General features: G+C 66.2%; 26 protein-coding genes and 1 tRNA gene. 7 read left to right on the top strand and 20 right to left on the bottom strand.

What is annotated here, in order from left to right:
• Positions 1-54: 54 nt before the first annotated feature.
• The gene (locus tag EYS42_RS06015; protein ID WP_130966939.1) at positions 55-3,429 is read left to right on the top strand and encodes a patatin-like phospholipase family protein; all 3,375 of its coding nucleotides are present in this window, start codon (positions 55-57) and stop codon (positions 3,427-3,429) included.
• A 14-nt stretch (positions 3,430-3,443) separates the two neighbouring features.
• Here EYS42_RS06015 and EYS42_RS06010 read toward each other — a convergent pair whose 3' ends face one another.
• The 4 genes from EYS42_RS06010 to EYS42_RS05995 all read right to left on the bottom strand — a co-directional run bounded on the left by EYS42_RS06010 (position 3,444) and on the right by EYS42_RS05995 (position 5,778).
• Positions 3,444-4,325 carry a metal-dependent hydrolase gene (locus EYS42_RS06010; protein WP_165456642.1) on the bottom strand — a complete coding sequence of 294 codons (882 nt, stop codon included), beginning with the start codon at positions 4,323-4,325 and terminating at the stop codon, positions 3,444-3,446.
• 107 nt (positions 4,326-4,432) lie between these two features.
• The gene (locus tag EYS42_RS06005) at positions 4,433-5,023 is read right to left on the bottom strand and encodes an IMPACT family protein (protein ID WP_130966937.1); all 591 of its coding nucleotides are present in this window, start codon (positions 5,021-5,023) and stop codon (positions 4,433-4,435) included.
• Positions 5,024-5,063: 40 nt separating this feature from the next.
• Positions 5,064-5,140: transfer RNA gene (locus EYS42_RS06000), tRNA-Ile, on the bottom strand.
• 35 nt (positions 5,141-5,175) lie between these two features.
• Positions 5,176-5,778 carry a TetR family transcriptional regulator gene (locus EYS42_RS05995; RefSeq protein ID WP_165456641.1) on the bottom strand — a complete coding sequence of 201 codons (603 nt, stop codon included), beginning with the start codon at positions 5,776-5,778 and terminating at the stop codon, positions 5,176-5,178.
• A 91-nt stretch (positions 5,779-5,869) separates the two neighbouring features.
• Here EYS42_RS05995 and EYS42_RS05990 point away from each other — a divergent pair, with 91 nt between their 5' ends.
• The 3 genes from EYS42_RS05990 (at position 5,870) to EYS42_RS05980 (ending at position 9,217) form a co-directional block, all read left to right on the top strand.
• Entirely contained in the window at positions 5,870-6,877 is a 1,008-nt protein-coding gene (locus tag EYS42_RS05990) for a fumarylacetoacetate hydrolase family protein (protein ID WP_207301115.1), read from the top strand.
• A complete protein-coding gene (locus EYS42_RS05985; protein WP_130966934.1) occupies positions 6,874-8,016 on the top strand; it encodes an MBL fold metallo-hydrolase in 1,143 nt (380 codons plus the stop codon). Before EYS42_RS05990 ends, EYS42_RS05985 begins: the two co-directional genes overlap by 4 nt.
• A gap of 217 nt (positions 8,017-8,233) precedes the next feature.
• Complete coding sequence (locus tag EYS42_RS05980; protein ID WP_130966933.1) at positions 8,234-9,217, top strand: AraC family transcriptional regulator; 984 nt, start codon at positions 8,234-8,236, stop codon at positions 9,215-9,217.
• Positions 9,218-9,235: 18 nt separating this feature from the next.
• Here the strand turns inward: EYS42_RS05980 and EYS42_RS05975 are convergent, their stop codons facing one another.
• From EYS42_RS05975 to EYS42_RS05905, 15 genes are all read right to left on the bottom strand, one after another.
• Complete coding sequence (locus EYS42_RS05975) at positions 9,236-9,697, bottom strand: flagellar basal body-associated FliL family protein (RefSeq protein WP_130966932.1); 462 nt, start codon at positions 9,695-9,697, stop codon at positions 9,236-9,238.
• A gap of 105 nt (positions 9,698-9,802) precedes the next feature.
• Complete coding sequence (locus tag EYS42_RS05970) at positions 9,803-10,810, bottom strand: serine/threonine protein kinase (RefSeq protein ID WP_130966931.1); 1,008 nt, start codon at positions 10,808-10,810, stop codon at positions 9,803-9,805.
• A gap of 16 nt (positions 10,811-10,826) precedes the next feature.
• Entirely contained in the window at positions 10,827-11,153 is a 327-nt protein-coding gene (locus EYS42_RS05965) for a hypothetical protein (RefSeq protein WP_130966930.1), read from the bottom strand.
• Between the two features lie 99 nt (positions 11,154-11,252).
• Complete coding sequence (locus EYS42_RS05960) at positions 11,253-12,467, bottom strand: EAL and HDOD domain-containing protein (protein WP_130966929.1); 1,215 nt, start codon at positions 12,465-12,467, stop codon at positions 11,253-11,255.
• A gap of 14 nt (positions 12,468-12,481) precedes the next feature.
• Positions 12,482-13,732 (bottom strand): flagellar hook-associated protein FlgL, encoded by a 1,251-nt coding sequence (flgL, locus tag EYS42_RS05955; protein WP_130966928.1) that lies wholly within the window; start codon positions 13,730-13,732, stop codon positions 12,482-12,484.
• Positions 13,733-13,745: 13 nt separating this feature from the next.
• Entirely contained in the window at positions 13,746-16,085 is a 2,340-nt protein-coding gene (flgK, locus tag EYS42_RS05950) for a flagellar hook-associated protein FlgK (protein ID WP_130966927.1), read from the bottom strand.
• Between the two features lie 17 nt (positions 16,086-16,102).
• Complete coding sequence (flgJ, locus tag EYS42_RS05945; protein ID WP_130966926.1) at positions 16,103-17,017, bottom strand: flagellar assembly peptidoglycan hydrolase FlgJ; 915 nt, start codon at positions 17,015-17,017, stop codon at positions 16,103-16,105.
• Between the two features lies 1 nt (position 17,018).
• Positions 17,019-18,146 (bottom strand): flagellar basal body P-ring protein FlgI, encoded by a 1,128-nt coding sequence (locus EYS42_RS05940; RefSeq protein WP_130966925.1) that lies wholly within the window; start codon positions 18,144-18,146, stop codon positions 17,019-17,021.
• Between the two features lie 46 nt (positions 18,147-18,192).
• Positions 18,193-18,876, bottom strand: a complete 684-nt coding sequence (locus tag EYS42_RS05935; RefSeq protein WP_245503525.1) for a flagellar basal body L-ring protein FlgH — start codon at positions 18,874-18,876, stop codon at positions 18,193-18,195.
• Between the two features lie 40 nt (positions 18,877-18,916).
• A complete protein-coding gene (gene flgG, locus EYS42_RS05930) occupies positions 18,917-19,699 on the bottom strand; it encodes a flagellar basal-body rod protein FlgG (RefSeq protein ID WP_130966924.1) in 783 nt (260 codons plus the stop codon).
• A 28-nt stretch (positions 19,700-19,727) separates the two neighbouring features.
• The gene (flgF, locus tag EYS42_RS05925) at positions 19,728-20,453 is read right to left on the bottom strand and encodes a flagellar basal-body rod protein FlgF (RefSeq protein WP_130966923.1); all 726 of its coding nucleotides are present in this window, start codon (positions 20,451-20,453) and stop codon (positions 19,728-19,730) included.
• 36 nt (positions 20,454-20,489) lie between these two features.
• Entirely contained in the window at positions 20,490-21,812 is a 1,323-nt protein-coding gene (gene flgE, locus EYS42_RS05920; protein WP_130966922.1) for a flagellar hook protein FlgE, read from the bottom strand.
• 47 nt (positions 21,813-21,859) lie between these two features.
• Positions 21,860-22,510, bottom strand: a complete 651-nt coding sequence (locus EYS42_RS05915; RefSeq protein ID WP_130966921.1) for a flagellar hook assembly protein FlgD — start codon at positions 22,508-22,510, stop codon at positions 21,860-21,862.
• A gap of 38 nt (positions 22,511-22,548) precedes the next feature.
• On the bottom strand, positions 22,549-22,959 hold the full coding sequence (gene flgC / locus EYS42_RS05910; protein WP_130966920.1) for a flagellar basal body rod protein FlgC: 411 nt from the start codon (positions 22,957-22,959) through the stop codon (positions 22,549-22,551).
• Between the two features lie 12 nt (positions 22,960-22,971).
• The gene (locus EYS42_RS05905) at positions 22,972-23,439 is read right to left on the bottom strand and encodes a flagellar basal body rod protein FlgB (protein ID WP_130966919.1); all 468 of its coding nucleotides are present in this window, start codon (positions 23,437-23,439) and stop codon (positions 22,972-22,974) included.
• 206 nt (positions 23,440-23,645) lie between these two features.
• Between EYS42_RS05905 and flgA the strand changes: the two genes are divergently transcribed.
• The 3 genes from flgA (at position 23,646) to EYS42_RS05890 (ending at position 25,245) form a co-directional block, all read left to right on the top strand.
• Entirely contained in the window at positions 23,646-24,389 is a 744-nt protein-coding gene (gene flgA, locus EYS42_RS05900) for a flagellar basal body P-ring formation chaperone FlgA (protein ID WP_130966918.1), read from the top strand.
• Between the two features lie 142 nt (positions 24,390-24,531).
• Positions 24,532-24,843: a flagellar biosynthesis anti-sigma factor FlgM gene (gene flgM / locus EYS42_RS05895; RefSeq protein WP_130966917.1), complete on the top strand. Its 312-nt coding sequence runs from the start codon at positions 24,532-24,534 to the stop codon at positions 24,841-24,843.
• A gap of 15 nt (positions 24,844-24,858) precedes the next feature.
• Entirely contained in the window at positions 24,859-25,245 is a 387-nt protein-coding gene (locus EYS42_RS05890; RefSeq protein ID WP_130966916.1) for a hypothetical protein, read from the top strand.
• A gap of 15 nt (positions 25,246-25,260) precedes the next feature.
• Here EYS42_RS05890 and recJ read toward each other — a convergent pair whose 3' ends face one another.
• The gene (gene recJ / locus EYS42_RS05885; RefSeq protein WP_130966915.1) at positions 25,261-26,982 is read right to left on the bottom strand and encodes a single-stranded-DNA-specific exonuclease RecJ; all 1,722 of its coding nucleotides are present in this window, start codon (positions 26,980-26,982) and stop codon (positions 25,261-25,263) included.
• Positions 26,983-26,984 lie beyond the last annotated feature (2 nt).

Below are 26,984 nucleotides of genomic sequence, written 5' to 3'. Positions count from 1 at the left end.
TGCTGGGCCTCAGGGCCTGGCCCCGCGAAAACGTTTGAGAACAGGTGCGCGCCAATGGGGTGGATCGACACATGGGGGGAGCGGCTGTTGCCGCGGCGTCTGGGTTTGCTCACAGCCTGCACGCTGGGTGTGGGCCTGGCCCTGTTCGCGCTGGAATGTGCCTTGCGGCTGCCGGCGGGGCATGGTGTGAGCCAGTTTCAGGGGTGGCAAGGGGCGGGGTTGTTGCACGCCGCGCTGGCTTTGTATGCCGACCCGGAGTTCTCGCGTTGGCGGCTGGCCGTGGCCTGGCTGGTGCTGTCTTCGGCATTGTTCATGCCGCTTTACGCCATGTGGTTGTGCGTGGTCAGTGTTCGCTTCACGCAGGCGCATCGCCTGCGTTGGCTCAGGGGCGCGCTGGGTGTGTTGCTTGCGCTGGTGCTGGGCGCGGGCGCGCTGGAAAACCTGGGTGGGCTGCAGCGCCTGCAGGTGCACCCGCTGTGGTGGGCCCTGTCGGTGGCCGCTGGCGGTTTGCTGGCGTGGCGCATGTGGGCGTCGCCCAGCCCCAGTGAAGTCGAGGCGCAGGTGGCGGCTGGTGCCTGGCCGCGTGCTTTGTGGCGCTGGTGGCGACTGCGCCCTGTGTGTGCCCTGGTCTGGACGGCCTTGACCGTGGCCGCCTTGGCGGGGCCTCAACACCCTGCGGTCAGCCCTTCGGGCGCTGTCATGGCGGACACCGCGTTGTGGCTGAACTGGGCGCCGGCCTGGATGCCCTCGGGTGTTCACGGTCTCAAGGTGATCTTGATGGGCCTGTTGCTGGCCAGTGTGGCGCTGGCGGTGGGCATCTGGTGGTTCGGGCTGTTGCAGCCTGAGGCCGTGCGCACCGAGCGAGCGCGGTTTCGGGCGGGCGTGTTGGGTGTGATCGGTCGCAGTCGCTATGTCCTGATCGTGATCGCTCTGCTGGCGGGGCTCACCTTGGGCTTGCCGCAGTGCCGCGACGTGCTGATGGCCATGGCCTGGGCGCCGATCAAGGCCCATGCGGCCTGGCAGACGCAGAGCGATTGGCGCCCCCTGGGGTGGACCTTGTTCATTCTGGCGGCCAGTCTGTGGGCCACGGGTCTGCTGTCTCAGGCGTGCTGGCAGTGGACACGCCTGGCCGTGATGGTGCGCCGTGAAGGTGCGAGCCCGCCCGACCTGCACAGCGATGACCCGGTGCCTGTGGCCGTGGGGCGCTTTGCGCAGCATTGGGCTCGCCTGGTGGGGGCGGCGCCGGTGGTGATCATTTGCGTGCTGATCAGCCAGACCCTGGGTGATGCGGTGCTGGGTACGGTGGTGCAGTTGCGCTTGCAGCAAGCGGCGGCCGGCAGTGCGCTGGGTGCCTACCAGGTTCCTTTGGGTGCCCTGCAGATCAGCTTTGCCATGCTGCTGGGTTTTGCGCTGGGGGCCGTGGCCCTGGCGACCTGGCTGAGCCACAGGCGTCACCAGATGTCGCTGTCAGACCCCAGGCTTTACCACAACGCCATTGGCGGTGACGACCCTCAGCAGGTGTACCAGGTGCTGCTGACCGACAAGTTTCGCCAACTGGGCCTGCAGGGCTTGCGCACGCAGACGCTGGCGCCTTCCGCCGCCTCGGCCGCCGGGGCACCCCGCCCCTTGCCTTGGTTGCAGGCCCGCTGGGCGCCCCTGGTGGCCCTGGGCTGCCTGGCCTTGATCCGAACCGTGGCCGACCTGGCCGATCCCAGCCTGGCAGGCTACCTGCCCCCCACCTTCCCGGTGGTGTTGCTGGCGCTGGCCTGGTGGCTGGGGCCCCTCGGGCTGATGGCCATGGCCGAACAGAACTCGGGCATGCCCTGGGGCCTGTTGCCCGTGGGCGTGGCGGTGCTGGCCACCGGACACAACCATTTGCTGCCCATGGGGGCGGTCAACTTCATCACACAGGGGGAAGGGTTGCAGGTGTGCCTGATGCTGTGCGCCTTGGGTCTGGCCTTCTGGTGTGCGGCGCTGTGGGTGGTTCGGCGTGGTTTCAACCGCTTGGGCTGGACCGCCGGGGGCGTGGCGCTGGTGATGCTGGGTGTGGTGTCGTTCGAGCCTGCGGCGGTGCCGCAAGGCCTGCAGGCCTTGCAGACCCCGCCCGAGTTGCTTTCGACCACCGCCTCCGGCCCCGAGGCTCAGCCCGCACGCGGTGAGGATGCGGCACGCACCGAAGCGCCGCAGCGGGTCTTCCTGGTCGCGGCAGAGGGCGGAGGCATCCGAAGCGCCTACTGGACAGCGCTGAGCCTGGCCTCGCTCCACGAACAACTCAAGGAGCAGCCCCTCATCTTCAGCGGGGTGTCGGGTGGTTCGGTGGGGGGTGCCATGTATGCGGCCTGCCGCGGGCCCGAGGCCACGGGCACTGAGGTGCTGAACTGCGTGAAGCAGGGCATCGAAAAGCTGGACGCGCTCACCCCCTTGCTCGGCGGGCTGATGTTCGAAGACGTGTTCGCCCAGGTGCTGCCGGCCACGTGGCTGTGCCGTGACTTCAGCCAGGGGTGTCAGATCATCAGCCGCGCGGTGCAGGCCGAGCGGGCTTTCCGGCAGGCTTGGCCGGGGCTGGCTGCCCCGCTGAAAGACTACAGCGCTCCCGGGCAGCCCTGGCTGCTGTTCAACACCACCTGGACCGAGACCGGCGAGCGCGCTGTGATGTCCAGCCAGGCCTTTCAGCCGCACGAAATGCCAGGCGTGATCGACTTGCTGGCCACCGAGGCTGGCACCGAAGGCCAGCTGGCCGACCGATCGACCGTGAGCCTCATCACCGCCGGGCATGCATCTGCGCGCTTCCCATACGTGAACCCGCTGGTCACCTTGCCTGAGGGCCTGAAAGCAGCGCCTGATGGGGGCCATCTGGCCGACGGTGGCTACAACGAAAACTCGGGTGCGGGCACGCTGATGCAGGCGTGGCAGGCCTGGCAACGGGCGAACCCTGGTGTTCAGGCAAAGCCGGTGTTGCTGCTGATTCGCAACGGGGTGGCCGAGCCAGAGTGCCTGGACACCGGGGCGGTGGTCGGCCAGCGTCACGAGCCCGCAGCCTCCTGCCTCCAGTTGCGCAGCAGCCAGGCTCAGCCTGATGCCGCGGCCTTGATGGCGCCAGGTCAGGCGGGCAGCATGCGCTTTCTGATCGGCCCGCTGGGCCCAGCCGTGACCGCACTCAATGCCATCGGCATCGGGGCGCAAGCCCGCATGGCAGTGGGCCAGCTGGTGCAGTCGGTGTGCCAGACCCCAGGCGGTACTGTGTGGGCACTGGATCAGGCCAATGCCGAGGTCAGTGCACCACTGGGTTGGTACCTGTCACCCAACAGCCGACGCTTCATGGAGGCGCAATTGCATGGGGTGCGCCGCGTGGGTGAGGCGCTGGACGAGGCCCAACCCGTGTCCGCCGGGGCTGCGGGCTGTGCCCGCTTGCCGCAGTCGTCAGGCTGAGGTGTGGCGCAGATTCACTGGCCTGCCGCGTGCAGGGCGTTGCCTGCCTTGATGGGGTCACCCGTGCGGTTGAACACCTGCAGCCAGGTGCCGTAGCTGGGCATCTCTTTGACCTTCCAGGGGTGGAAGCCCTTCTTGTAGTAGGCCGCGTAGTAGCCCAGGGTGGGGCCGAAGAGGCCGCCCGGCTTGTAGAACCACCACAGGCCCTTGGCCCACAGGCCCAGACGCTGCCAGAAGTTGAAGCCATCGACCTTGAACATGCCGTGCATGATGCGCGCCACGGTCAGCGGGAAGCCGATTGTCACCAGCACCATCGACAGGTTGCGGCGCCAGCGGGGCACCTTGGCCACCTGTTCCAGCACATCGAAGGCCACGGCCTTGTGCTCGACTTCTTCCACCGCATGCCAGGCGTACATGGCGCGCACGCGCGGGTCGCTGGTTTCCAGCAGTTCCTTGCGCTCGAAGAAGCAGGTGCACATCATCGAGGTCAGGTGCTCCAGCGCGGCCGTGATGGCCAGGCGTTGCTGAGGCGTGAGGTGCTGCTGGGCGTGGCGGAACAGGTCTTCTTCCAGCGACTCGGTGATGGCGTCGATGTCCACCCCCTGGCGCTTGAGCCGGTCGTTGTACTGGCGGTGCACCATCGAGTGCTGGGCTTCCTGGCGGGTGAAGTCCTTCACCTCCTGCAGCAGCTTGGGGTCCGTGATCTGGTCGCGGAACTCGCGCACGCTGGTGATGAAGAAGCGCTCACCCTGAGGGAAAAGGGTCGACATCGCATCGAAGAAGCGCGTCTTGAAAGGGTCTCCGCTCATCCAGTACTTGGGGATGTCGGGGTTGTCGAGGTCGAAGTCCAGGTGCTCGCGGGGCACGATGGGCGCGTGGTCGTGTGAGGCGGTCATGGTCATCTTTCGAGCATGAAGTGGGGTGCTTGCGGTGGCACCTCGTTTGATGTGACGCAGATGTTACACGGTTGGCCCTCGACCGGTGTGAAGCTTTGCGAACGGTTTCACAGGGTGTCCAGCCACTGCAGCAGGCCTCGGCCTGACTCGTTCAGCGCATGTTCAAGCTGGGGCCAGTGGCCTTCCTCCACTTCGAACTGCAAGCGAACCTGGTCATGGTGCTGCACCGCTTGCAGGCGGGCTTCGTGCTGCTCCAGCAGGCGGCGCACCTGGCCTTCCTGGGCATAGGGCACCTGGCATTCGCGCAGCAGCCAGCGGCGAATCGGCACTTTGTCGGCCTTCAGCAGCGCCTGGGCCACGCTGTCGGTGTAGGCGCGCACCAGGCCCCCCGCGCCCAGCGGGGTGCCGCCGTAGTAGCGCACCACGGTGGCCAGCACGCCCTCCAGTTCCTGGCGCATCAGCACCTCCAGCATGGGGCGACCGGCCGTGCCGCTGGGCTCGCCGTCGTCGACCGCGGCCGACTGCCCGCCGGCCAGCAGGGCCCAGCACACATGGGTGGCGGTGGGGTGCTCGGCCCACAGGGCGGCCACCACCTGCTGGGCTTCGGCGCGACCTGAAACCGACTGCACACAGCCGATGAAGCGGCTTTTCTTGATGACCAGTTCGCTGTGGACCGCAGCAGCCAGGGTGTGGGGCATGGCATCAGGAGAAGGGGCCCAGGCAAAACATGCGCCTGGGTGGTAGGCCCGGTGGGGCTCGAACCCACGACCAAAGGATTATGAGTCCTCTGCTCTGACCGACTGAGCTACAGGCCCCCCGTGCCGGGCAAGCCGGCGAGGGTGCGATTCTCTCACGCCTTGGGCGTCTTGCCGGGATACAGGGCTTGGGTGCCGGCCACCAGCACGGCCAGCAGTTCTTCTGCTTCGGCCAGCAGGGCCTCACGCTGGGTGGCGTCGTCCAGGTAGCGCACCATCAGTGCAAACACATGCCGGCCGTACAGGCCCAGCATGCGGCGCCACACGTCGTCGGGGCCCGGGGGCAGCAGGTTCATGGCGCGCTGCTCGTGCAGCATGTCGTCGCGCAGATCATGCAGGCAGCGCTGCAGCTGCAGGCGGCCTTCGCTGGGCGGGCCGTGCAGGGTGCGCCAGGCCACCAGGCACAGTGCGCGGTGCTGGGCCGCGAACTCGAACAGCCAGCCCACCACCCGCTTGGCCACCGAGGGCTCGCCTTCGGTACGGGCCCGGGCAGCCCGCGTGCCTTCGCGCAGGTGGGCGCTGAACTCGCTCATCAGCTCGGCCTGCAGCTGGCTCAGGCTGCTGAAGTGCCGGTAGAAGGTGTTGTGGTTCAGCCCTGCTTCGCGCGCCAGTTCCCGCAGGCTGAGTGCGTCGCTGGCCTGGTGCTGCGACATCAGTCGCAAGGCGGCGTCCATCAGCTGGCGTTTGCCAGTCGCCATGGGCGCAGCAGGAGCAGGGGGGGCATCGATCATGTTGACGGCAGGTATCCGGTTGGCTACATTGTATCCGTTTGGATACTTTGGGGTGCAGATGAGAGCTCGTCGGATTGTGGCATCGGGGGCGGCTCGCCAGACCAGCTGGCAGGTCGAGGCCATGGGCGGGGGCTGGCGGCCAGCGTCACAGCAGGAGGCGCTGGCCTGGGCGTTCTTGCCGCCACCCGCGCCCGATGCGGTGCCCGATTCAGCCTGGCAACCCGGCGCCCTGGCCCTGCCGTTTCAGCCGCGCAGCTTCCGAGATGCCAGCCTGTATGCCTTGCACTGGGAGCAGGCCTCGCGCGGGTATGTGCGCCGTTTTTTGCCGGCCGCCTGGCCCTTCACCCGGGCCTATGAAAAGCTGACCGGGCGCACCTTCCCGGCCTTCAAGCCCCACCCTCTGGCCCGGCAGCAGCCGGTGTACTACTTGGGCAACCCTTTGAGTTTTCTGCCCAGTGGGCAGCCGCTGCGCTGGCCGGGGTTCAGCCAGGCGCTTGACTATGAACTGGAGCTGGGCGCTGTGCTGGCCCGCCCTTTGCGCAACGCCACGCCCGACGAGGCCCTGGCGGCCATCGGGGGTTTCGTGCTGGTGAACGACTGGAGCTGCCGTGACATCCAGCGCGCCGAAATGGCCACCGGCCTGGGGCCTCAGAAATCCAAGCACTTCGGCAGTTCCATGTCGGCCGAGATCGTGCCGGCGGGCGAGGTGCTCGACCGCATCGAGCGCCTGCAGGGCGTGGTCGAGATCGATGGTCGTGTGGTGGCGCGATGCAGCACGGCCGGCATGTTGCACCACTGGGGTCGCACACTGAGTTTCCTGTCGCAAGACGAGACCTTGCTGCCCGGCGAACTGGTGGCCACAGGCACCTTGCCTCATGGCACGGGCATGGAAAACGGTCACTGGTTGCGCCCCGGACAGCGCCTGCACCTGCGCCTGGAGGGCGTGGGCGAGGTGCACCACGAGATCTTGCCCGCCATGCCCACCGACCTCCATGGCCTGCCGCTGGAACCCAAGGATGTCACCTTGGGCGCACATGCTGCACAGGCCTCGGAGCGTGCTGCATGAGTGCGCCACGCTGGGGCCAGACCGGGCAGCCGCCTGTTCCACGGCGGGTGGCGGCCACCGGGCGCACCCGCACCCGCATGGGCGAGGTGCCCGCGTTTGCCGAAGGCCTGTACGAGGTGGCGCCTGACACCTTCGCCTGGCTGGTGCCCAATGGCAGCTGGGGCGAAACCAACCTGGGCCTGGTGCGAGGGCAGGGCGAAAGCGCCCTGATCGACACCTGCTGGGACCTGCATTTCATGCGCGAGATGCTGGCCCACAGCGAGCCGGTGTGGCGGCGCGATCCGATCCGCCATGTCATCAACACCCACGCCGACGGTGACCATTGCTGGGGCAATCAGTTGCTGTCTGACCAGCACCTGGTGGCCACTCGGGCCTGCGTGGCCCAGATGCACCACCACACCCCTGGCCAGTTGCGTGCCCTGCAACGGGCTTCGGCCCTGGCCCGGCATCTGCCCCACTCCGCCTTGGGCGGGGTGGGGGCCCTGGGGCGCTACATGGGCGACATGCTGCGCCCCTATCGCTTTCAGGGCATCGTGCCGACACCCGCACGACACGTGTTCGAGGGCCAGTGCAGCCTGGACGTGGGCGGTGTGGCCCTGCACCTGCAGGAGGTGGGCCCCGGCCACACCGATGGCGATTGCTGGGTGCACCTGCCCGAACGCGACGTGGTCTTTGCCGGCGACATCCTGTTTGTGGGCGTGACGCCCGTGGCCTGGGCCGGCCCCGTGTCGAACCTGGTGGTGGCCCTGCAGCGCTTGCTGGCCCTGGGCGCCCGCGTGGTGGTTCCCGGTCACGGCCCCCTGGCCACGCCCACCGACATCCAGGCCCAGATCGATTACTGGCTGTGGCTGCAAGCCACCTTGAAACCCATGGCGCAGGCAGGACAGCCTGTGGAGGTGGCCAGTCGCGCCTGCCTGAAAGCCTCGAGCTTCCGCCGTTCGCCGTTTGCTGGGTGGGCTGCGCCCGAGCGGCTGTTCACCTCGGCCTGTACGCTCTACCGCGAGTGGGGGCTGCCGGTGGGGCGCTGGCCCGGGGCGCTGGGCACGCTGGATCATTTCCGGCGACAGGCTTTGCTGTGCATGACGCCCGCCGAAGGGGCCGCAGAACACACGCGATCAGGTGGTTCACCCCCCACTTGAAGGGCCTGTTGGCTGCCCGGACTCCCACATTGAAGCCATGATCAATGCAAGTGCATGATTAAATCTGCATGGATCAAATGACAGATGCAGCCCGATGCAGGCGGCATCCTCAGGGTGGAATGTGGTGACAGAAGGATCGACTCATGGTGCTCGCTGGGATTTCCGGCGAGGAGTGGCCAGCACACGCCTGCTGATTCAGCTGGCGCGGGAGCTGGGCATGTCGCATGGCGAACTGGTGGAAGGCTTGGACCTGGGGCCCGAGGTGCTGGATGACCCTCGTGGCGAGGTGGAGGCGCGTACCGAACTCGCCGTGATTGAACGCCTGGTGGCCCGCCTGGGGCATGTTCAGGGGCTGGGCCTGATCGCAGGCTCTCGATACCACCTCACCACTTACGGCATCTGGGGCTACGCCCTGATCAGCAGTCCGACATTGAGATCGGCTGCTCACATGGCATTGCGCTACCTGAACCTCACCTTCGCCTTCACTGACATCACTCTGGAAGAGGCCGACGGCGTGGCCACCTTCACGCTGGGTGACGACGATGTGCCATCCCACCTGCGGCGGTTTGTGGTCGAGCGCGATGCAGCCGGTATCCAGCAGATCACCAACGACCTGTTCCACCGGCCGGTGCATGCGTTGCAGTCCTTGAGCTTTCGGTGGCCCGAGCCAGCCGATGTGACCGCTTACGAGTCAGTGTTTGGCATCAGGCCTCGGTTTGGTCAGCCGGTGAACCGCTCGCGATTGCCTTCGGCGATGCTGGATCTGCCTTTGCCTCAGGCCCACCCAGCCACGGCAGCCCTGTGCGAGCAACTGTGTCGGCAGTTGCTCGACGAGCGCCAGGATTCCTCAGGGGTCTCGGCGCGGGTGCGCGCGCGTCTGATGCAGACGCCAGGTCGCCTGCCCTCCATGGAGCACATCGCTGCCGAATGGGGCATGACCAGCCGCACCCTGCGTCGCCACCTGGTGCAGGAAGGCGTGACGTTCCGTGAATTGCTTGATGAAGTGCGCGTGGCCTTGGCCTGCGAGATGATCGGGCGGGCCAACATGGGACACCGGGAGGTGGCTGACCGTCTGGGTTTCAATGACAGCTCGGCCTTCATTCAGGCGTTCAGGCGCTGGAAGGGCGTCACCCCGTCAGAGTTTCGGCGTGCGATGGGCCTGCCCGCCAGGGGCGGACGGATCATTCGCAAACGCGACTGACCCACAGGGCTCCAGCGTTCACTGCATGCGCACCAGCTCGGAAAATGCCACCGACGTCACCCGCGGCTCCAATTGCTGCCGGCGCAGGTAGTTGTTGACAGAGCTGCGAATGCTGCGGCTGAAGTCCTCGATGCCTTCGGGTGATTGCAGCTCTTCGGGGTCCACATGCTGTCCCAGGTCTTGCACCATCATGGTCAACGCAGGCGCATGGGCGGTCACGGTTTCCAGGGCCTTGGGATCTTGCAGGCGCAAAGCCACCTGAAAGCGCAGGCGTTGCCCGTCATCGAGTTGCGAGATCACGGTGTCCAGCCCGAGGTACACGGGCAGCGGCCGACCGCTGGCGGTGGGTTCCGGGCCTCGGGTGAACCACCATGCGGCGGCAGCGGTGCTGAGCACCAGGGCGCCGATGCCCAGCGCCAGGCGCAGGTCGGTGCCCTTGCGGGCCGGGGTGGCTTTGGCTGAGCGCTGCGTGTCAGGCATGAGAACCGTGAGGGTGGGCTGGACATCAGGCCATGACGATAAAGCCCGGCGTGCGCCCTGGCATGCCCCCTGAGCCCGGTCCGTGACGCATGTCGCGGTGATCGGTCACGCCATCGGGTTTTCAAGGTCTTGCTGCATCAGCTCGATCTGTTGGCGCAGCTGGTCGGCCTGTTGATGCCAGTAGCTGGCGTGCGCGAACCAGGGGAAGGCGGCCGGGAAGGCCGGGTCGTCCCAGCGGCGGGCCAGCCAGGCGCTGTGATGGATCAGGCGCAGGGTGCGCAGGGCCTCGACCAGGCGCCACTCGCGCCAGTCGAAATCGCACACGGTTTCGTAGCCGTCCATGAGTGCATGCAGCGCGACCTGGCGCTCACGGCGATGGCCGCCCAGCAGCATCCAGAGGTCTTGCACGGCCGGGCCATTCAGGGCGTCGTCCAGGTCCACGAAGTGAGGGCCATCGGGTGTCCACAGCACATTGCCCAGGTGGCAGTCGCCATGGATGCGGCCTGTCTGCAAGCCATCGATCTGCGCAAACGCCTGATCGGCCAGGTCCAGGGCCTGATCGGCCACGGACAGCCACACCTGGCGCTGCGGGTCGGGCAGGTCGCCGTGGTCTTTCAGCCATTGCCAGGCTGTGCGGCCCAGCTGCTGAACACCCAAGGTGGGGCGGTGCGCAAAGCGCTGGCGGCGGCCCGTGGTGTGCAGGCGCGCCATCAGGCGGCCGATCCAGGCCAGCACCTCTGGGTCGTCCAGTTCGGGTTCCCGGCCCCCGCGGCGCAGGCTCACGCTGAAGCGGTGCGCGTGGCCGTGCAGTTCGGCATGGTGCAGCGTGTGGCCTTGCAAGGCATGGGGCGGCACCACCGGGATGTCGGCCTCGGCCAGCTCACGGCCGAAGGCATGTTCTTCTAGGATCTGGGCGTCGCTCCAGCGGCCGGGGCGGTAAAACTTGGCCACCACGAAGGCGTTGCCCTCCAGCGGCTCGTGCAGGCCCACCTGGAAGACACGGTTCTCGTAGGAATTGAGGGCCAGCAGGCGACCGTCAGGGTCCAGGCCGATGCCCACCAGGGCATCGATGACGGCGTCGGGGGTGAGGCTGGCGTAGGCGTGTTCGGGCATCCCCGATGGTAGCGCCTCAGTCTTCGCGTGGTGCGCCCCAGCGCACGATGGCGTCGTTGGCTTCGTGCATGACCAGGCCGCACAGGGCCATGTGCATGGCCAGCTGGAAGGCGCTGCTTTGCACCTCGCCGTGTTCACCCACGGGGATCAGGCCCATGGCCACCATGGCCCCCACGAAGGGCAGCACCGCCGCCACGCTGCCGGCCAGCAGGGTGCGGTTGCTCAGGGTGGCGCGGCGCCCGAAAGCGCGCAGGATGCCCAGGCGCCAGGCGGTGCGGAAGTAGTTGGCGGTCAGGACCAGGGCCAGGATGGCGACCCCGAACAATGGGCTGAGTGGGTGCATGGCCGGCAGCTTAGCCAGCAAGCCCCCGAGTGTTAAGGGTATTCCCTTGATTTGAGGGGCCCTCAGCCGAGGGGCATTCAGACGCCAGCGTGCAGGCCGTCACTCCAGCGTGGCGGCATTGGCCAATGCCTTCAGCAATGCGGAATTGAGGGTCTCGGCGCTCATGAGCAGACCGTCGCTGGCCTCGCGGATGTCTTCAAGCTGCTGGCCTTCAATGGCTTTCACCAGGCGGAAGTACGGGCCGTAGGGGCCGCTGCCGTCGACCAGGGCCTGGTACACCCGCTCGGGCACGGGAATGGTCTTGAGCAGCTCCGAAAACGGCTGGTTGAACATGCGGTCCAGCAGAGAAAACACCCCGCAGATGAACAGCTCGCCCTTCATCTCCGCGCTGCCCAGGTCTTTCGACAGCTCTTCCATCAGCAGGCCCCGACGCACCGCAGCGAACATCACGGGCTTCATGTTGGGGTCTTTGCTGGCGGTGGCCAGCAGCAAAGCCAGCCAGCGCTTGAGCCGCTGGTAGCCCAGCACCATGATGGCGTGTCTGAACGAACTGATCTCGACCGACAGCCCGAAGGCTGGCGAGTTGATGTAGCGCAGCAGCTTGTAGGCCAGGGGCGGGTCGCGCTTGAGTGTGTTCTCCAGCGCTTCGATCTCGGCTTCCTTGTGCACCTGGTCGATCAGTTGCACGATGGCCTGCAGGGCCGGTTGCTCTGAGTTTTTGGTGCCGCCGCTCTGGATGGCGTCGTCGATCGGCCAGCCCAGCACCGACAGGGCCCCGCGACGGAAGCTGTTTTCCATATCGGCCACGGTGGTGATGCCTGACTGCACGAAGCCGATGCTGCGCGCGGGCCCTTCAGCGGCTGCTGGCGGTTGCCCTCCTCGTGCTTCGCTGGCCCGACGGTCGTCCTCCAGGTCGATGATCGACAGCTTGAAGCAGGGCAGCACCTCACGTGGTAATTCGCGGTAGGGGCGGCCTTTGAGCAGCAGGGTGTTGCCATTGGCATGAAGCCGGCCGATGCGCTCGGCGTTGTCGGCTTCGCAAGCCATGAAGGCGGGTACTTCCACGGCAATGTGGGTGGACGGCTCGGCCTCCATCAGGTCCTGCAGCAGGCTTTCGCTCATGGCGCTCAGCCACAGGGTGTTGCCTCCGACAGGCCACACTTCTGCCAGCGCCGCCAGCAGGGCACGGGCGTCCAGCGGGGCTCCGTGCTGCAGCGGGAAGACCGTCAGGCGGGTGGCCGTGACATTTCGGTTGCGGTCGATGACCGGGCTGTAGGCCAAGGCCACCTGGCCCAGGATGGGGTGTTCACTCATGAGGGGCTGCCGTTTCAGCTGATGTACTGAAAGAGGTTGAGTTTCTGGACCATGGCGTAGCTCTGCAGCGCAGCCTGGTAGCCGGCTTGCCGGTTCTGGAAGTCGGAGATGGCTTCGACCATGTCGAGGTCTTCGGCGGTGGATCGGTCGGTCTGGGCCTGCAACTTCAGCGCACTGATGCGGCTTTCGATGCCGTCCATGCGGTTGAGTGTTTCACCCAGGCTGCTGCGTGCGGTCTGCACGTTGTTGATCAGTGCATCGATGCGGCTGACCCCGCTGTTGACGGTTTGCTGCACCTGGCCGTTGTTCAGGTTGGCGTCGGTCAGGCTGTTGATGGCCTTGTCGAGCGCATCGAACACGCTGAGGTCATTCGTCGATTCACCGATCTGGAAGGTATCGCCGTTGGCCGGTGCACCCTGGATCGACACGCTCATGCCGAAGCCCGGCACTTCGATGGATTTGGCATTGTTGTAGCTCACGCCCGTGGCTGCTGGCATGGCCACGCCATCTTGCAGGATGGTGTACGTGGTGCTGCTGCCCGAGACGGCGAATTCGATGGTGAACTTCGGCGCGTTGCCCGCTGTGGCGGGATAGGGCACTTGCGAGGGGTTGCTGACATTGCCTGGCGTGATCCAGGCCGTGCCCGTGTTGGCCGCACCGGTGAGGCTGTTGGTGCCGGGGCCCGTTTCGAACACGCCATTGCCGCTGCGGCCCTTGAGCCATACCGCGCTGCCATCCACCGACAGGCTCAGGCTTTCGCTGGACGAAGCCTGTGATTCGCCCCCCACACCCACGAACTGGACACCACCTGGGCCATCGAGGAAGGGCGGTGCAGACGAGCCCTGACCGCCGAACACAAAGCCGCCATTGCCGTCAGCGCGGTTGGCCACCGACAGCAGCTGCTTGCGCAATTCCTTGAGTTGCTGGGCCTTGCCCTGGCGCTCCGCCGCGGTGTAGCTGCCGTTGCCGGCACTCACCAGGGCTTCGCGGGCCTGCTGCAGCAGTTCGGAAGCGTCGCCCAGGGCGCTTTCGCCCAGCTGCACATTGTTGCGGCTGGCTTCCAGGGCGCGTTGGTTGGCCTCGCTGCGGGCGATCAATGCGGTGCTGCGTTCGGCGCGCGCCGCGGCCACCGGGTCGTCGCTGGCCACATTCACGCGCTTGCCCGAGGTCAGTTGCACCTGGGCTTCGGTCAGCTCACGCTGGCGCTGTTGCAGGTTGTTCACCGACGTGTCGTAGCGGTTGGCGGTGCTGATGCGTGTGGTCATGGCTCAGAACTCCTCATCCACGGGCCGTTTGCAGCAGGGTGTCGAAAATGCTCTGCGCGATCTGCAGCACCTTGGCTGCGGCCTGGTAGGCCTGCTGGTACTGGATCATGCGGGCTGCTTCCTCGTCCAGGTTGACGCCTGTGCGTGCAGTGAGCGTTTCCTTGGCATTGGAGGCGATCGTCTGTGAAATATTGGCGCTGGTCTGTGCACCTTGCACGCGCACTCCGATGCTGCCAATGATCTGCGAGTAGGCGTCGGTGATGTTGGCACCGCGCGAGGGGGGCAGGCCGTTGTCGTCCAGGCCGTCCTGGTTGGCGTCGGCGATCACGCGGCCCACGAGGTCTTCGTCGCGCAGGTCGAGCAGCGCCAGGGCATTGCCGTTGTTGGTGCTCACGTACTGGGTCTGTTGAACCGTCAGCTTGTCGCCATTGCGCGGCACGCCATTGAGGCTGAGTTCGAAGCCGTTGTACGCAATGGGCTGCCCCTGCACCCATTGACCAGAGGCCACCGGGGTGCCCGGGGGGTATTCCAGGTCGTAGTGCCCGTTGTCGGAGGTGAAGTTGACCTGCAAAGGCGCGGCCACGCTTTGCTGGGTGCCAGCAGCCGGTGTGGACGCGAAGCGAATGCCCAGGTCAAAGCCCTCGTAGCTGATCGAGTGCCCCGACTGCCAGGTGCCCGTGGCGATGGCGTTGCCCGGCGGGAACTCCAGCTGGTAGTTGCCCAGGTTGTCGGTGAAAGTGACCTGCAGGGGCGCCGGCTGGCCAAAGGTTTCACCCAGCGCGGGCACCCGGTTCAGGGCGCCCGTGATCTGGAAACCGTTGTAGGTGATGGGCTGTGTGGGGTTGAGCACCCCGGTCGAGATGGGCGTGCCCGGAGGGAACTCGATGTTGTAGTCGCCCGCATTCGAGGTGAACACCACCTGCAACTGCGTGGGCGCCATGGCCGGGCTCGGTGTGCTCGACACCGACATCTGACTCACGCTGGCCGAGCCCTTGTTGCCTGGCGTGGCGGTGGCCACGAAGGGCGAGGCGGCCGCAATGCCGTTGGTCAGGCTGATCTTGACCTCCATGGCCAGCGCGGCTTCGCCCACGGGGCGCAGCTTGAAGCTGTCCTGGCTGCCCACCAGGGCGGCGTTGAAGTTGATGCGAAAGCCATCGATCACGCTGCCGTCGCTCACGGTGATGCTCGTGCTCGGGTCAGACGAGCGGGTCAGCAGCATGGTGCTTGGGTTCGTCGGGTCGGCCTTGAGCATGTAGTCTTCGGCCCGCAGCTGCCGGCCATCGATCAGGGTCAGGCTGACGGGCGGTGTGCTCAGCGACGAGGTGTTCTTGCTCGAGGGCAGCACCTGCATCGACTGCGACGGGTCGGTGAACAGGTTGGCGCCGGCCTGGGGCGGGTTGCGCAGGTCCAGACCGAACGATTGTTGCTGGTTGATGCGCCACGACAGGGACGCCGCCATCTGCCCCAGCAGGTTGCGTGCGGCAGGGATGTCCTCGTTCTGCACCCGCATCAGGCCCGAGATGGCGCCGCCGCTGAGGAAACGGTCATTGATCAGCAGGTCATTGCCATTGCTGGTCAGGTACAGGCGCGATTGGGCCGAGTCGTATTCGTCGGGCTTGAGCGTCAGGGTCTCGGCCTCGTTGCCCAGCACCAGGCGTTGCCCACCCCCGATGAACACGCCCATGGTGCCGTCGTCTGCCGCGATGGTGGTCACCTGGATCTGTTCGTTCAGGTCATTGATCAGCTGGTCGCGTTGGTCGAGCAGGTCGTTGGGCGACTGGCCCGTGCCGTTGTACTTGGCGATCTGGTCGTTGATCTGCGCGATCGACTTCGCGATGCTGTTGACCGTGGCCACCGTGGTGCCCAGGTCGCTGGTGACACCGGCTTGCAGCTCATTGAGCTGGGTGGCCGCGGTGCGCATGCGGGTGGCGTAGTCTTCGGCGCGCGCCAGCACCACCTGCCGTGCAGCGGTGTCCTGCGGCTGGTTGGCCACGTCGACAAAGGCATTGAGCATCTGGCTGGCGGCAAAGCCCAGGCCGTTCTCGCCTGTGGCAAACACCTTCTCCAGCTGCTTGAGCTTGTCGAGCCGGGCCGAATCGGCAGTGGACACGGCCGTGGCCATGTTCATCTGCTTGACCAGGTAGGGGTCGGTGGTGCGATCGACTGTGCTCACGCGCACGCCACGGCCGTAAAAGCCTGCGCCGGTGTAGCGCCCACCCTCGGTGGCCAGTTTCACTTCCTGGCGCGAATAGCCCTCGGTGTTGGCATTGCTGATGTTGTGGCTGATGGTGTCGAGCACCGACTGGTTGGCCAGCAGCGCCCGGGTGCCGATGCCGAAGATGCCTGAAGCCATCGCACTGCTCCTTCAGATCAGGTGAGCGTGCGTTGAAGGCGCACGGCGGTGTTGATCACGCGGGTCAGCTTGTCGGCATACGCGGGGTCGGTGGCATAGCCTGCCCTCTGCAGGCCACTGGCGTAGCCCTGGGCGGTGTCGGCCTGGGCCACGGCGGTCTGCTGGTACCGCTTGCTCTGGGTCAGCAGGCGGGCATGGTCCTTGAAGGCTTCTTCGTAGGAATCGTAGGCCCGGAACTTGGCGGTCACCTTGCGGGGCACACCGCCGATGTATTCGGTGGTGGTCACCTCAGCCACCTTGCCGGTCCAGTTCGAGGTGGCCTTGATGCCGAACAGGTTGTGGCTGTCCTGGCCATCGGCCGTGCGGATCACCCGCTTGCCCCAGCCGGTTTCCAGTGCGGCCTGACCCAGCACGTGGGCGGCCGGGATGCCGCTTTCGACCTCTGCTGCCTTGGCCGCCTGCAGGTGCTTCTGGATGAACTGCTCGGAGCTGGACAGCTTCTTGCCCGAGGCGTCCACCCCTGTGGTGCTTGTGGTCGCAGCGGCCGTGGAGCGAGAGGGTGCACTGACCGAGCCCTGGGCCTGAAGGGCCTTGTTCACGCTGGCGTCGGTCTTGCTGCCGGCGCCCAGCTGGCGCTCGAGCTGCCGCACGATGGCGTCGCTCAGGCCTCCGGGCATGCCGGTCATCTTGGTGGACATCTGTGTGTCCAGCATGCTCTGGCCCATTTCGGTGGCGCCGTTGTCCAGCATGCCGCTGTCCATGGTGGTGCTGCGCATGGACTTCATCAGCTCCTGCATGAACAGCGATTCCAGCTGCCTGGCGGCTTCGCGGATGCTGCCTTTGCTGTCGCGCGCAGCACTGGACTTCAGCGAGTCCAGCGAGCGCACGTCCATGGTCAGGCTCATGTTCGAGGCGGGTGGGTTGAGGCTCATGTCAGATCACCTCCAAGTCGGCTTGCAATGCGCCGGCCGCCTTCATCGCTTGCAGGATGGCCAGCAGGTCCTGCGGATTGGCCCCGAGGGCGTTCAGTGCCTTGACCACGTCCGTCAGCTTGGTGCCGGCGGGCAACTGGATCAGGGCACCGGGCTCCTGGTTGATCTTGATGTCGGCCTTCTCGGCCTGCACCGTCTGCCCGTTCGACAGGGCGTTGGGCTGGCTGATGACCGGGGTCGAGCTGATGGTGACCGACAGGTTGCCGTGGGCCACTGCACAGGGGCCGATGGTCACGGCCTCGTTGATCACGACAGAGCCGGTGCGGGCATTGAAGATGATGCGCGCTGCCGGCTTGGCCTTGTCGATGTTCAGGTTTTCGATGTCGGCCATGAAGGCCACGCGCTCGCCAGGCTGGCTGGGCAGTTTCACCTGCACCATGCGGCCGTCCAGTGCCTCGGCGGTGCCGGCGCCCTTGGCCTTGTTGATGGCGTTGGCCACTTCGCGGGCGGTGTTGAAATCGTCGGCACGCAGGTCGAGCTGGGCGGTGCTGGACTGGCCCCAGGGGCTGGGCACGGCGCGTTCCACCGTGGCCCCATCGGGGATGCGACCTGCGCTGAGGTGGTTCACCGTGACCTTCGAGCCACCGGCCGAAGCCCCTGCGCCGCTGATCACCAGGTTGCCCTGGGCCAGTGCGTAGATCTGGCCGTCAGCGCCTTTGAGCGGCGTGGCGATCAGCGTGCCGCCGCGCAGTGATTTGGCATTGCCCAGCGACGACACGTTCACGTCCATCTGCTGGCCGGGCTGGGCGAAGGGGGGCAGGGTGGCGGTGACCAGCACGGCGGCCACGTTCTTGACCTGCATGGTCACGCCGGCCGGCACCGTGATGCCCATCTGCTGCAGCATGGCGTTCAGGCTCTGCTGCGTGAAGGGGGTCTGGGCGGTCTGGTCGCCGGTGCCATCGAGGCCCACCACCAGGCCGTAGCCCATCAGCTGGTTGGCCCGAACCCCCTGAACCTGGGCGATTTCCTTGATGCGGACGGCCTGGGCCTCAGGCGCCCACCACAGGGCGGGCAGCAGGGCGGCGATCGCCAGGGCGGCATACAGCTGGGGTGCGCGGGCGTTGCTCATGGTGGGCCGATCTCAGGGGGGGACTCGGCACCATTGTTCGCCTGCTTTAGATCGGCGAAATGTTCAAAAAGAATCGGCTCAACCAGCCTATTCCCTGGGCCTGATCCTGCTGGCCTCGGCCTCTGTGCTGCACCCGCACGTTGGCGATTGCACTGGATGAAACCGAGTTGCCCGGCTGGATGTTGATGGGGTCGACCTGCCCCGAAAACTTCAACGTTTCCACGTTGTGGTTCAGGCCGATCTGCTTCTCGCCCGAGATGATCAGGTGCCCGTTGGGCAGCACCTCGACCACGGTGGTCGTGATGGTGCCCGAGAAGGTGTTGGTGGCTTCGGTGCTGCCGGTGCCGTCGAACTTGTTGCTTGAAGAAGCCTTGCCGTTGAGTTTGCTGATCTGGTCGGCGCGAACGAAGGGCGCCGCCGTGATGCTGGCGTCCAGCGCACCTTTCTTCTCGATGGAGCTGACCGATTCCTGTTTGGCCGACAGCTTCTCGGTGATGTTGACCGTCAGGATGTCGCCCACCATGCGTGCGCGCGGTGTTTCGTACAGCGGGCGGTAGCCGGCCGCCTGGAACAGCGAGCCGTTGTTCACAGGGACGGGAATGGCCACGGGCACAGGGCGCACCTGCGTGGGTTGCACCACGTCCACCGTGGGAGCGGTCATGAAGCAGCCAGTCAGGCACAGGCTGGCCATCAGTGTGCTGGCCAGGGGCAGGGCGGGGCGCAAGCTCATCTCGTGTCTCCTTCAGGTCAGCGCAGAGGGTGCATCAGGCTCACAGCTGGCCCAGCTTCTGCAGCATCTGGTCCGAGGTCTGGATGGCCTTGGAGTTGAGCTCGTAAGCGCGCTGGGTCTGGATCATGGTCACCAGCTCTTCCACCACGTTCACGTTCGAGGTTTCCAGGAAGCCCTGCGAGATCGAGCCGAAGTTGTTGGTGTTGGCCGTGCCTTCGGTGGGAGCCCCCGAAGCGGCGGTTTCCGCGAACAGGTTCTGGCCCTTGGGGTCCAGGCCAGCGGGGTTCACGAAGGTGACCAGGTTGATGCGGCCGGCTTCCTGCAGGGCGGTCTGACCCGGCACGGTGTAGGTGACCAGGCCGTCAGAGCCCACGGAGATGTTCTGCGCCGTGTTGGGGAAGGTGATGCCCTGGCCCACCGTGTAGCCGTTGTGCGTGACCAGGGTGCCCTGGGCATTGAGCTTGAAGGCGCCGTCGCGGGTGTAGCCGGTGCTGCCGTCGGGCATCTGGATGGGGAAAAAGCCGTTGCCCTGCACGGCCAGGTCCAGCGGGTTGGTCGTCTGCTGCAGCGAGCCTTGCGCGAACTGCCGAGAGGTGGCCACGGCGCGCACGCCCAGGCCCACCTGCAGTCCGGTGGGCAAGGTGCTCTGGTCGGTGGTGGCGGCGCCCGTCTGGCGCAGGTTCTGGTAGATCAGGTCCTCGAACACGGCGTGTGAGCGCTTGTAGCCGTTGGTCGAACTGTTGGCCAGGTTGTGCGAGATGTGATCCAGCTGAATCTGCTGGGCATCCATGCCGGTCTTGGAAATCCACAGGGAACGCATCATGGTGAAACTCCTTCGTCGATGCGGTGCATCAGCTGTTCGACAGCAACTTGGTCGAGGTCTGTTCGTTTTCTTCGGCCGACTTCAGCAGCCGCATCTGGGTCTCGTACTGGCGGCTGGCCGAGATCATCGCCACCATGGTCTCGATCGGGTTCACGTTCGAGCCTTCCAGCGCGCCGTCCTGCAGGCGCGCGGTGGGGTCCAGAGGCAGGTCGCCATCGGGGTTGCGGAACAGGCCGTCTTCGCCGCGCTGCAGCTTGTTTTCGGGCGTGACCAGCTTGATGCGCCCCACGGCCTGGGCAGGGCCAGTGGCGCCTTTGGCCACCACCGTGCCATCGGCGGCGATCGAGGGCACGGTATTGGGCGGCAGGGTGATCGGGCCGCCATCACCCAGCACGGTGTAACCGTTCTGGGTTTTCAGCGTGCCTTCGGTGTCCACTGTCAGGGCGCCAAAGCGGGTGTAGGCCTCGGTGCCGTCCAGCCCCTGCACGCTCAGCCAGGCCTTGCCGGCCACGGCCACGTCCAGCGGCCGCCCCGTGAAGTTGATGGGGCCTGCGGTGTCGTCGTAGCCCAGCGTGGTTTCCAGGGCATACACCCGCGTGCTGGAGCCGTCGCCCCGCACGGGCACGGCGCGGATGGCGTGCAGCTCGGCCCGAAAGCCGGTGGTCGAGACGTTGGCCAGGTTGTTGGCCAGCACCTCCTGGCGCTGCATGTCCATCTTGGCGCCGCCCATGCCGAGGTAGATCAAGCGGTCCATGGTGGGTACTCCTTGTCAGGCCGTCAGGCGTCAGGCTCAGCGCAGGTTCACCAGGGTCTGCAGGATCTGGTCCTCGGCCTTGATGGTCTGGGCATTGGCCTGGTACATGCGCTGGGCCACGATCATGTTCACCAGTTCGCCGGTCAGGTCCACATTCGACTCCTCCAGCGCACCGCCTTGCACCAGGCCCATCTTGCCGGTGGCCGGCTTGTCGATCTGTGCCTCGCCAGAGGCTTCGGTGCGCAGCCAGTTGTTGCCGCCATCGGGTTGCAGGCCTTGCGGGTTGTTGAAGCGGGCGATCATCAGCTGGCCTTCGTTGACCGTCTGACCATTGGTGTAGCGCACCAGGATGGCGCCCGTGGTGTCCACCGCGAAGCTGGCGAAGTCACCCTTGGCATAACCGTTCTGGCTCAGGCTGTTGATGGAGCTCTTGCCGGCAAACTGTGTGCTGCCACCCAGATCGAGCTGGATGCCGCTCAACAACGACTGCGTGGGCGACGACGTGCCTGCCGGAATGTCTGGCAGCGTCACGGTGGTCCCTGTCACCAGGTTGCCGCCTGAATCGAAGACCGCTGAGGGAGCCTTGCCGTCGGCCGTGAAGTCGACCGATGCGATCGGCAAGGGTTCGCCTGTGGACGGGTCGGGGTTCAACGTGGTGCCGTTGGCCGAGGCGTACACCGACCACGAATCGGTGGCGGTCTTGCGGAAGTAGTACTGCACGGTGACGGCTTCACCCGAGGGGTCGTACAGCGTCTGGGAGGTGTTGTACGAGTAGCTCTCGTCATTGTTGAAGCTGAAGGGCGTATTGACCGGGTCTTCGGGCACGTCATTGGCCGCCAGGTTGATCTTGGCCGTGATCAGGCTGGTCGGGTTGGCGGTGCCGCCGCTCAGGCCCAGGCGCACAGGGTAGGAGTTCACCGGGGCCGTGGGGTCGATGGTGCCGGTCTGCTGGCCCAGCACGCGGTGCCCTTCATTGGTCACCACATAGCCGTCCTTGTCGAGCTTGAACTGGCCATTGCGGGTGTACATGACCGGCCCCGCCTGCGAGATCGTGCCCGTGCTGCTGTTGGCGTCCCAGCGCTGCACCTGGAAGAAGCCGTCGCCATTGATGGCCAGGTCCAACGGGTTTTCAGTGGTCGAGATGTTGCCTTGCGTGAACTGCTGGGCCACGGTGGCCACACGGGCCCCGATGCCGATCTGTACCGAGCCAGCGCCGTTGAGTGCCTTCGCATACACGTCGGCAAACTCCGCCCGGGCGGTCTTGGCACCGTAGGTGTTGGCGTTCGCCACGTTGTTGCCAATGACCTGCAGGTTGCTGCTGGACACGTTCAGGCCAGAAAGTCCTTGTTGGAAGCCCATGGTGTACTCCGAAGGTGAGCGTCAGGAAGATGAAAGGGCGAGGTGGTTCAGGCCACAGCCTTGATGCTGCTGTAAGCGGTGTCGCCGCTGTAGCGCAGTTGCAGGTTCAGGCCGCCGCTGCCCGTGCGCACGGCATCGACCACATCGGTCATGAGGGGGGTGCTGCCCACGGCGGTGTTGCCGGTGGTGGCGCGCACCTTGAAGCTGAGGTTGCTGGTGTCGGTGCCAGCCGGCGGGTTCCAGACGAAGCCGTGTTCACCGGCCGCCAGCGCCCCCTCGTTCAGCGTGCCCAGCACCTTGCCTGCGCCGTTGGTGATGTCCACCTGCACATTGCCGGCGCTGGCATTCAGGTTGAAGCCCCCAGAGGCCACGCCGTCGCTGTCCACAAACAGCCGGTTGCCCTCCACCTGCACCTGGTGACCCACCATGCTCACACCCTGCAGCATCTGCAGTTGCGTGAAGTTGCTGCTCATGGTGCCCAGCGTGGTGTTCAGTTTTTCGATGCCCGTGACCGTGTTGATCTGGGCCATCTGGCTGGTCACCTGGGCGTTGTCCATGGGGTTCATGGGGTCCTGGTTCTGCATTTGCGTGACCAGCAGCTTGAGGAAGCGATCAGACGCTTCGTTCATTTCCGTGGTCTTGTCCTTGGCGCTTGTGGCCGCGGTGGTGGTGCCTGAGGTGGCGGTGATGGTGGTCATGGGAGCGTCCTTTCAATGGCGATGTCGGTTGTCAGGCATCAGCTGCCCTGGCCCATCTGAAGCGTCTTGAGCAACAGGCTCTTGGCCGTGTTCATGACCTCGACGTTGTTCTGGTACGAGCGCGAGGCCGAGATCATGTTGACCATCTCCTCCACGGCGTTCACGTTGGAATAGGTCACGTAGCCCTCTGCGTCGGCCTGCGGGTGCTTGGGGTCGTGCACGCGGCGGCCAGGGGTGTCGTCTTCCTTCACATTGGTCACGCGCACACCCGCGGTGCCCACATCGCCCATGGGCGTGGTCTCGAAGACCACATGGCGGGCCTTGTAGGGGCTGCGGTCGGGGCCCGCCACCGTGTCGGCATTGGCCAGGTTGGAGGCCACCACGTTCAGGCGCTGGGCCTGGGCGCTGACCGCCGAGCCCGACACGTTGAAGATCTTGAACATCGACATCGTTCAGCTCCTTCACTGGCCCGTGATGGCCGTGTTCAGGGTCTTGATCTGGCCGTTCAGGAAACGCAGCGTGGCTTCATAGCGCACCGTGTTGTCCGTGAAGTTGGCGCGCTCGCGGTCCATGTCCACGGTGTTGCGGTCCAGGTTGGTCATCGACTGCAGGCTGTAGGTCATCTCTTCGTTGGCATTGCTGCCGGGCGGCAGGCCGTTTTTGGCCAGGTGGGTGCCTTGGGTGCCAGCCAGGGCCAGCGTGGGCATGCGCAGGGTGCGAGGCTCGCCTGTGGGACCGGTCAGGCCCTTGGCGGCCACCGAGCCTTGGCCTGTGGCCTGCTTCAGGGCTTCGCCAAAGTTGAAGTCACGCGCCACATAGCTGGGCGTGTCGGCGTTCGCGATGTTGCTGGCCAGCAGGCGTTGGCGCTCCGACCGCAGGCGGAGCGCTTCAGCATTGAAATTCAGGCTGTCGGTGATCTTGTTCAACATGGTTCACACCTCCTGCGGCGCATGTCAGGCATGGTGTGTCGGCCACTGCCCGAACATGAGGCCGAATAACAGGCCGTTTGTCCCGCATTTCGCTCCCCATTTCATGGTGTGCCTGCCTACAGTCAATACCCATGAAAGTTCATCGTCATCCCTCTGCCTGGAGCCGGACAGCGCCCCACCGCAACAGCGTGGCGGACCTTCCGGTGATGTCCGAACACCTGCGCATCAGCGCGGCGGTGCTGCTGGCCTGGTGCCTGCTGTGCCTCCTGGCCTTGTGGGCTCAGCCCGCCCACGCACAGGACTTGCGCGCCGAACTCGACGCCCTGATCAAAGGGCAGGTCGACACGGTGGCGCAGACGGTTCAGCCTGCTGGCCCCAAAGGGCAGAAGTCGCCCCGTGTCGAGGTGACCCTGGGTGAACTCGACCCTCGCCTGAAACTGGCCCCCTGTGACAAGGTGCGCGCCTACCTGCCCGAAGGCACCCGACTGTGGGGCCGCGCCAAGGTGGGCATGCGCTGCGAGCAAGGCGCCGTGCGCTGGAATGTGTACTGGCCTGTGCAGGTCAAGGTGTGGGCGGCGGCGGTGGTGGCCGTGGTGCCACTCAAGCCCGGGCAACCCATCCAGGCTGCCGATGTGCGGCTGGGGGAAACCGACCTGGCCTCGTCGGCCTCACCGGCTTTTCAGCGGGTGGAAGACGTGGTGGGCCGATCGTTGGTTCGGCCGGTCGACCCAGGGGAAAGTGTCAGACAGGACGATCTTCGGCAGCGGCGGTGGTTCGCCGCAGGTGACCCGGTCACGGTTCAGGTCCGTGGGCCGGGTTTTGCCGCGTCTGCCGAGGGGCTGGCCATTTCGCATGGTGATGAGGGACAATGTGCCAGGATCCGCTTCGAAAATGGCCGCATCATTTGCGGTCGGCCGGTGGCGGAACGCATGGCAGAGGTCTTGCTATGAGGTCTGCGTCTTCCCGCACGTGTTTCAGCCTGCTGGCTCCCCTGAACAAGGGGAATTTGCACTTTGATACTCAAGTCGTGCACGGGGGCGACGATATCGCTGACATCACCACCTGGTCTGTACCAGGAGCAAGGAGTTCAACATGAAGATCGGCAACCCCTCCGACAAGCCCATCAATGGTGTGGGCGGCGGCACCCGCACGGAAAGCACGGTCTCGACCAAGACGTCGGGCAAGACCGCCTCGCTGGACGGCGGCGTTGGCTCGAGCGCCAAGGTCACGCTGTCCAACACCGCGGCATCGCTGCTCAATGGCACGGATCCCGCTTTCGATGCCGACAAGGTCGCGCAGGTCAAGCAGGCCATCGACGACGGCAGCTACCAGGTCAATCCGGAAGTGATAGCCGACAAGCTGATCGCCAACGCGAAAGAACTGCTCAGCCCCCGCGTGTCCTGAGCCCTGGTCTGACGCATGAGCCTGCACCCCGAGATCCGCGCGCATGTCGAGGCCATTGAGGCCCGGCTGCGCGAGCTCGATGAGGCCCTGGCCCAGCCTGATCCGGCCCGGCTGGAAACCTGTGCCCAAGACCTGCACCGCACCCTGGCCGATTCGCTCAGTGCCTTTCGCCATGCTGCCGCCACCGGCGCTGACCCGATGTCGGCCGATTTGCGCCACCGCTTGAGCCTGGCGCAGACCCGCGTCGTGCAACTGCAGCAAAACCTGCACTACGCCACGCACGCCATCTCGCGCACGCTCGACGTGCTGCTGCCCCGCGACGCCGATGCTCCCGCGGGCACCGCCCCCACAGCCGGCCCCCGCACCCGCACGGCCGCTGCGCTGAACGCCTACAAGGGCTGAGGCGGCCTGTCGGGCTCAGGCATCGGCCTGGGCCTCGATCACCATCTGCACGCGCTGCTGGCCTCGGAACTCGTCCACGGCCACCCGGTAAGCCAGCCATGCCTGGTCGGGTAGCGGCTCTGAGCGCCCAAACCAGATCCCGTCACGCTGTTGGCCGTTCACCCTCAGGCTGAGTTTGAGGTGGCGTTCGCCCACCAGCCGCTGGTTCAGCACCTCCACCCGGTCGGCAAACACGGGCGGCTCGAAACCCGGGCCCCACACGGCCTGCTCCAGCTCGGCCACCACCTCGGCGGCATAGGCCTCGGCAGGCAGCGGGCCGTCGGTGTGCAGGCGTCGCTGCAAGGTGTCGGCGTCGAGCTGGGCCTCGGCCACGGCCCGGAAAGCCGCATCGAAGGTGTCGAAGTGTTCCTCCAGGATGGTGCAGCCTGCGGCCATGGCGTGTCCGCCGAACTTGCGCAGCAGGCCCGGGTGGCGCTTGCTGACCAGGTCGAGTGCGTCGCGCAGGTGAAAGCCCGGGATGCTGCGTCCAGAGCCCTTGAGCAGGCCATCTTGCCCCATGGCGAACACGAAAGTGGGGCGGTGCAGGCGGTCTTTCAGGCGCGAGGCCACGATGCCCACTACGCCCTCGTGGAACTCGGGTTCGAACAGGCTGATGGCCGCAGGTGCTTCGCCCTCGGGCATGAGGCGGTCGAGGCTGGCCTCGGCCATGTCCTTCATGCCCGACTCCAGCTCGCGCCGTTCGCGGTTGATGCCGTCCAGCTGCACGGCCAGGCTCTGTGCGCGGGCCGGGTCATCGGTCAGCAGGCATTCGATGCCCAGGCGCATGTCGGCCAGGCGGCCGGCCGCGTTCACCCGCGGGCCCAGGGTGAAGCCGAAGTCCTGGCTGCTGGCCTTGCTTGCATCGCGCCCGGCGGCCTGGTACAGCGCGGCGATGCCGGCCTGCATGTGCCCCTTGCGGATGCGCTTGAGGCCCAGCGAGACCAGCCGACGGTTGTTCTCGTCGAGCTTGCCCACATCGGCCACCGTGCCCAGGGCCACCAGGTCGAGCAGGGCCTCCAGGCGTGGTTGGGTGGCGGCGTCAAACACCCCCCGCTGGCGGAGTTCGGCGCGCACTGCCAGCAGCACGTAGAACATCACGCCCACGCCCACCAGCGCCTTCGATGGGAACGGGCACTCCGGCTGGTTGGGGTTCACGATCACATCGGCCTCGGGCAGGCTGAACCGCCCCTGTGCATCGACCACGGGCAGGTGGTGGTCGGTGATCAGCACCTGCATGCCCTGAGCGCGGGCCATCGCCACGGCTTCGTGGCTGGCCATGCCGTTGTCCACCGTGATCAGCACCTGACCGCCTTGCTGGGCCACCAGGTCGACGATGGGGGGGGTCAGGCCATAGCCGTGCAGGGCGCGGTCAGGCACCACATAGCCCAGGTGCTCAGGCGCAAAACCCAGCAGGGCCAGACCCCGCAGGCCGGTGGCGCAGGCGGTGGCACCGTCGCAGTCGTAGTCGGCCACGATGCACAGCTTGCGGCCTTGCTGCAGGGCATCGGCCAGCAGGCGGGCCGCGTCTTGTGCGCCCTTGAGCTGGCTGGGGGGCAGCAGGCGGGCCGGGGTGTCGTCGAGCTGGTCGGCCTGGCGAATGCCGCGTGCGGCCAGCAAGCGGGCCAGCAGCGGAGGCAGGCCCGCTTCCTCCAGGGTCCAGGCCGCGCGGGGTGGCACTTCACGGGTGATGAACTGCATGG

This window comes from Aquabacterium lacunae, assembly GCF_004310865.1.
Lineage (GTDB): Bacteria > Pseudomonadota > Gammaproteobacteria > Burkholderiales > Burkholderiaceae_C > Aquabacterium > Aquabacterium lacunae.
This window is presented reverse-complemented; position numbering and strand designations above follow the sequence as displayed.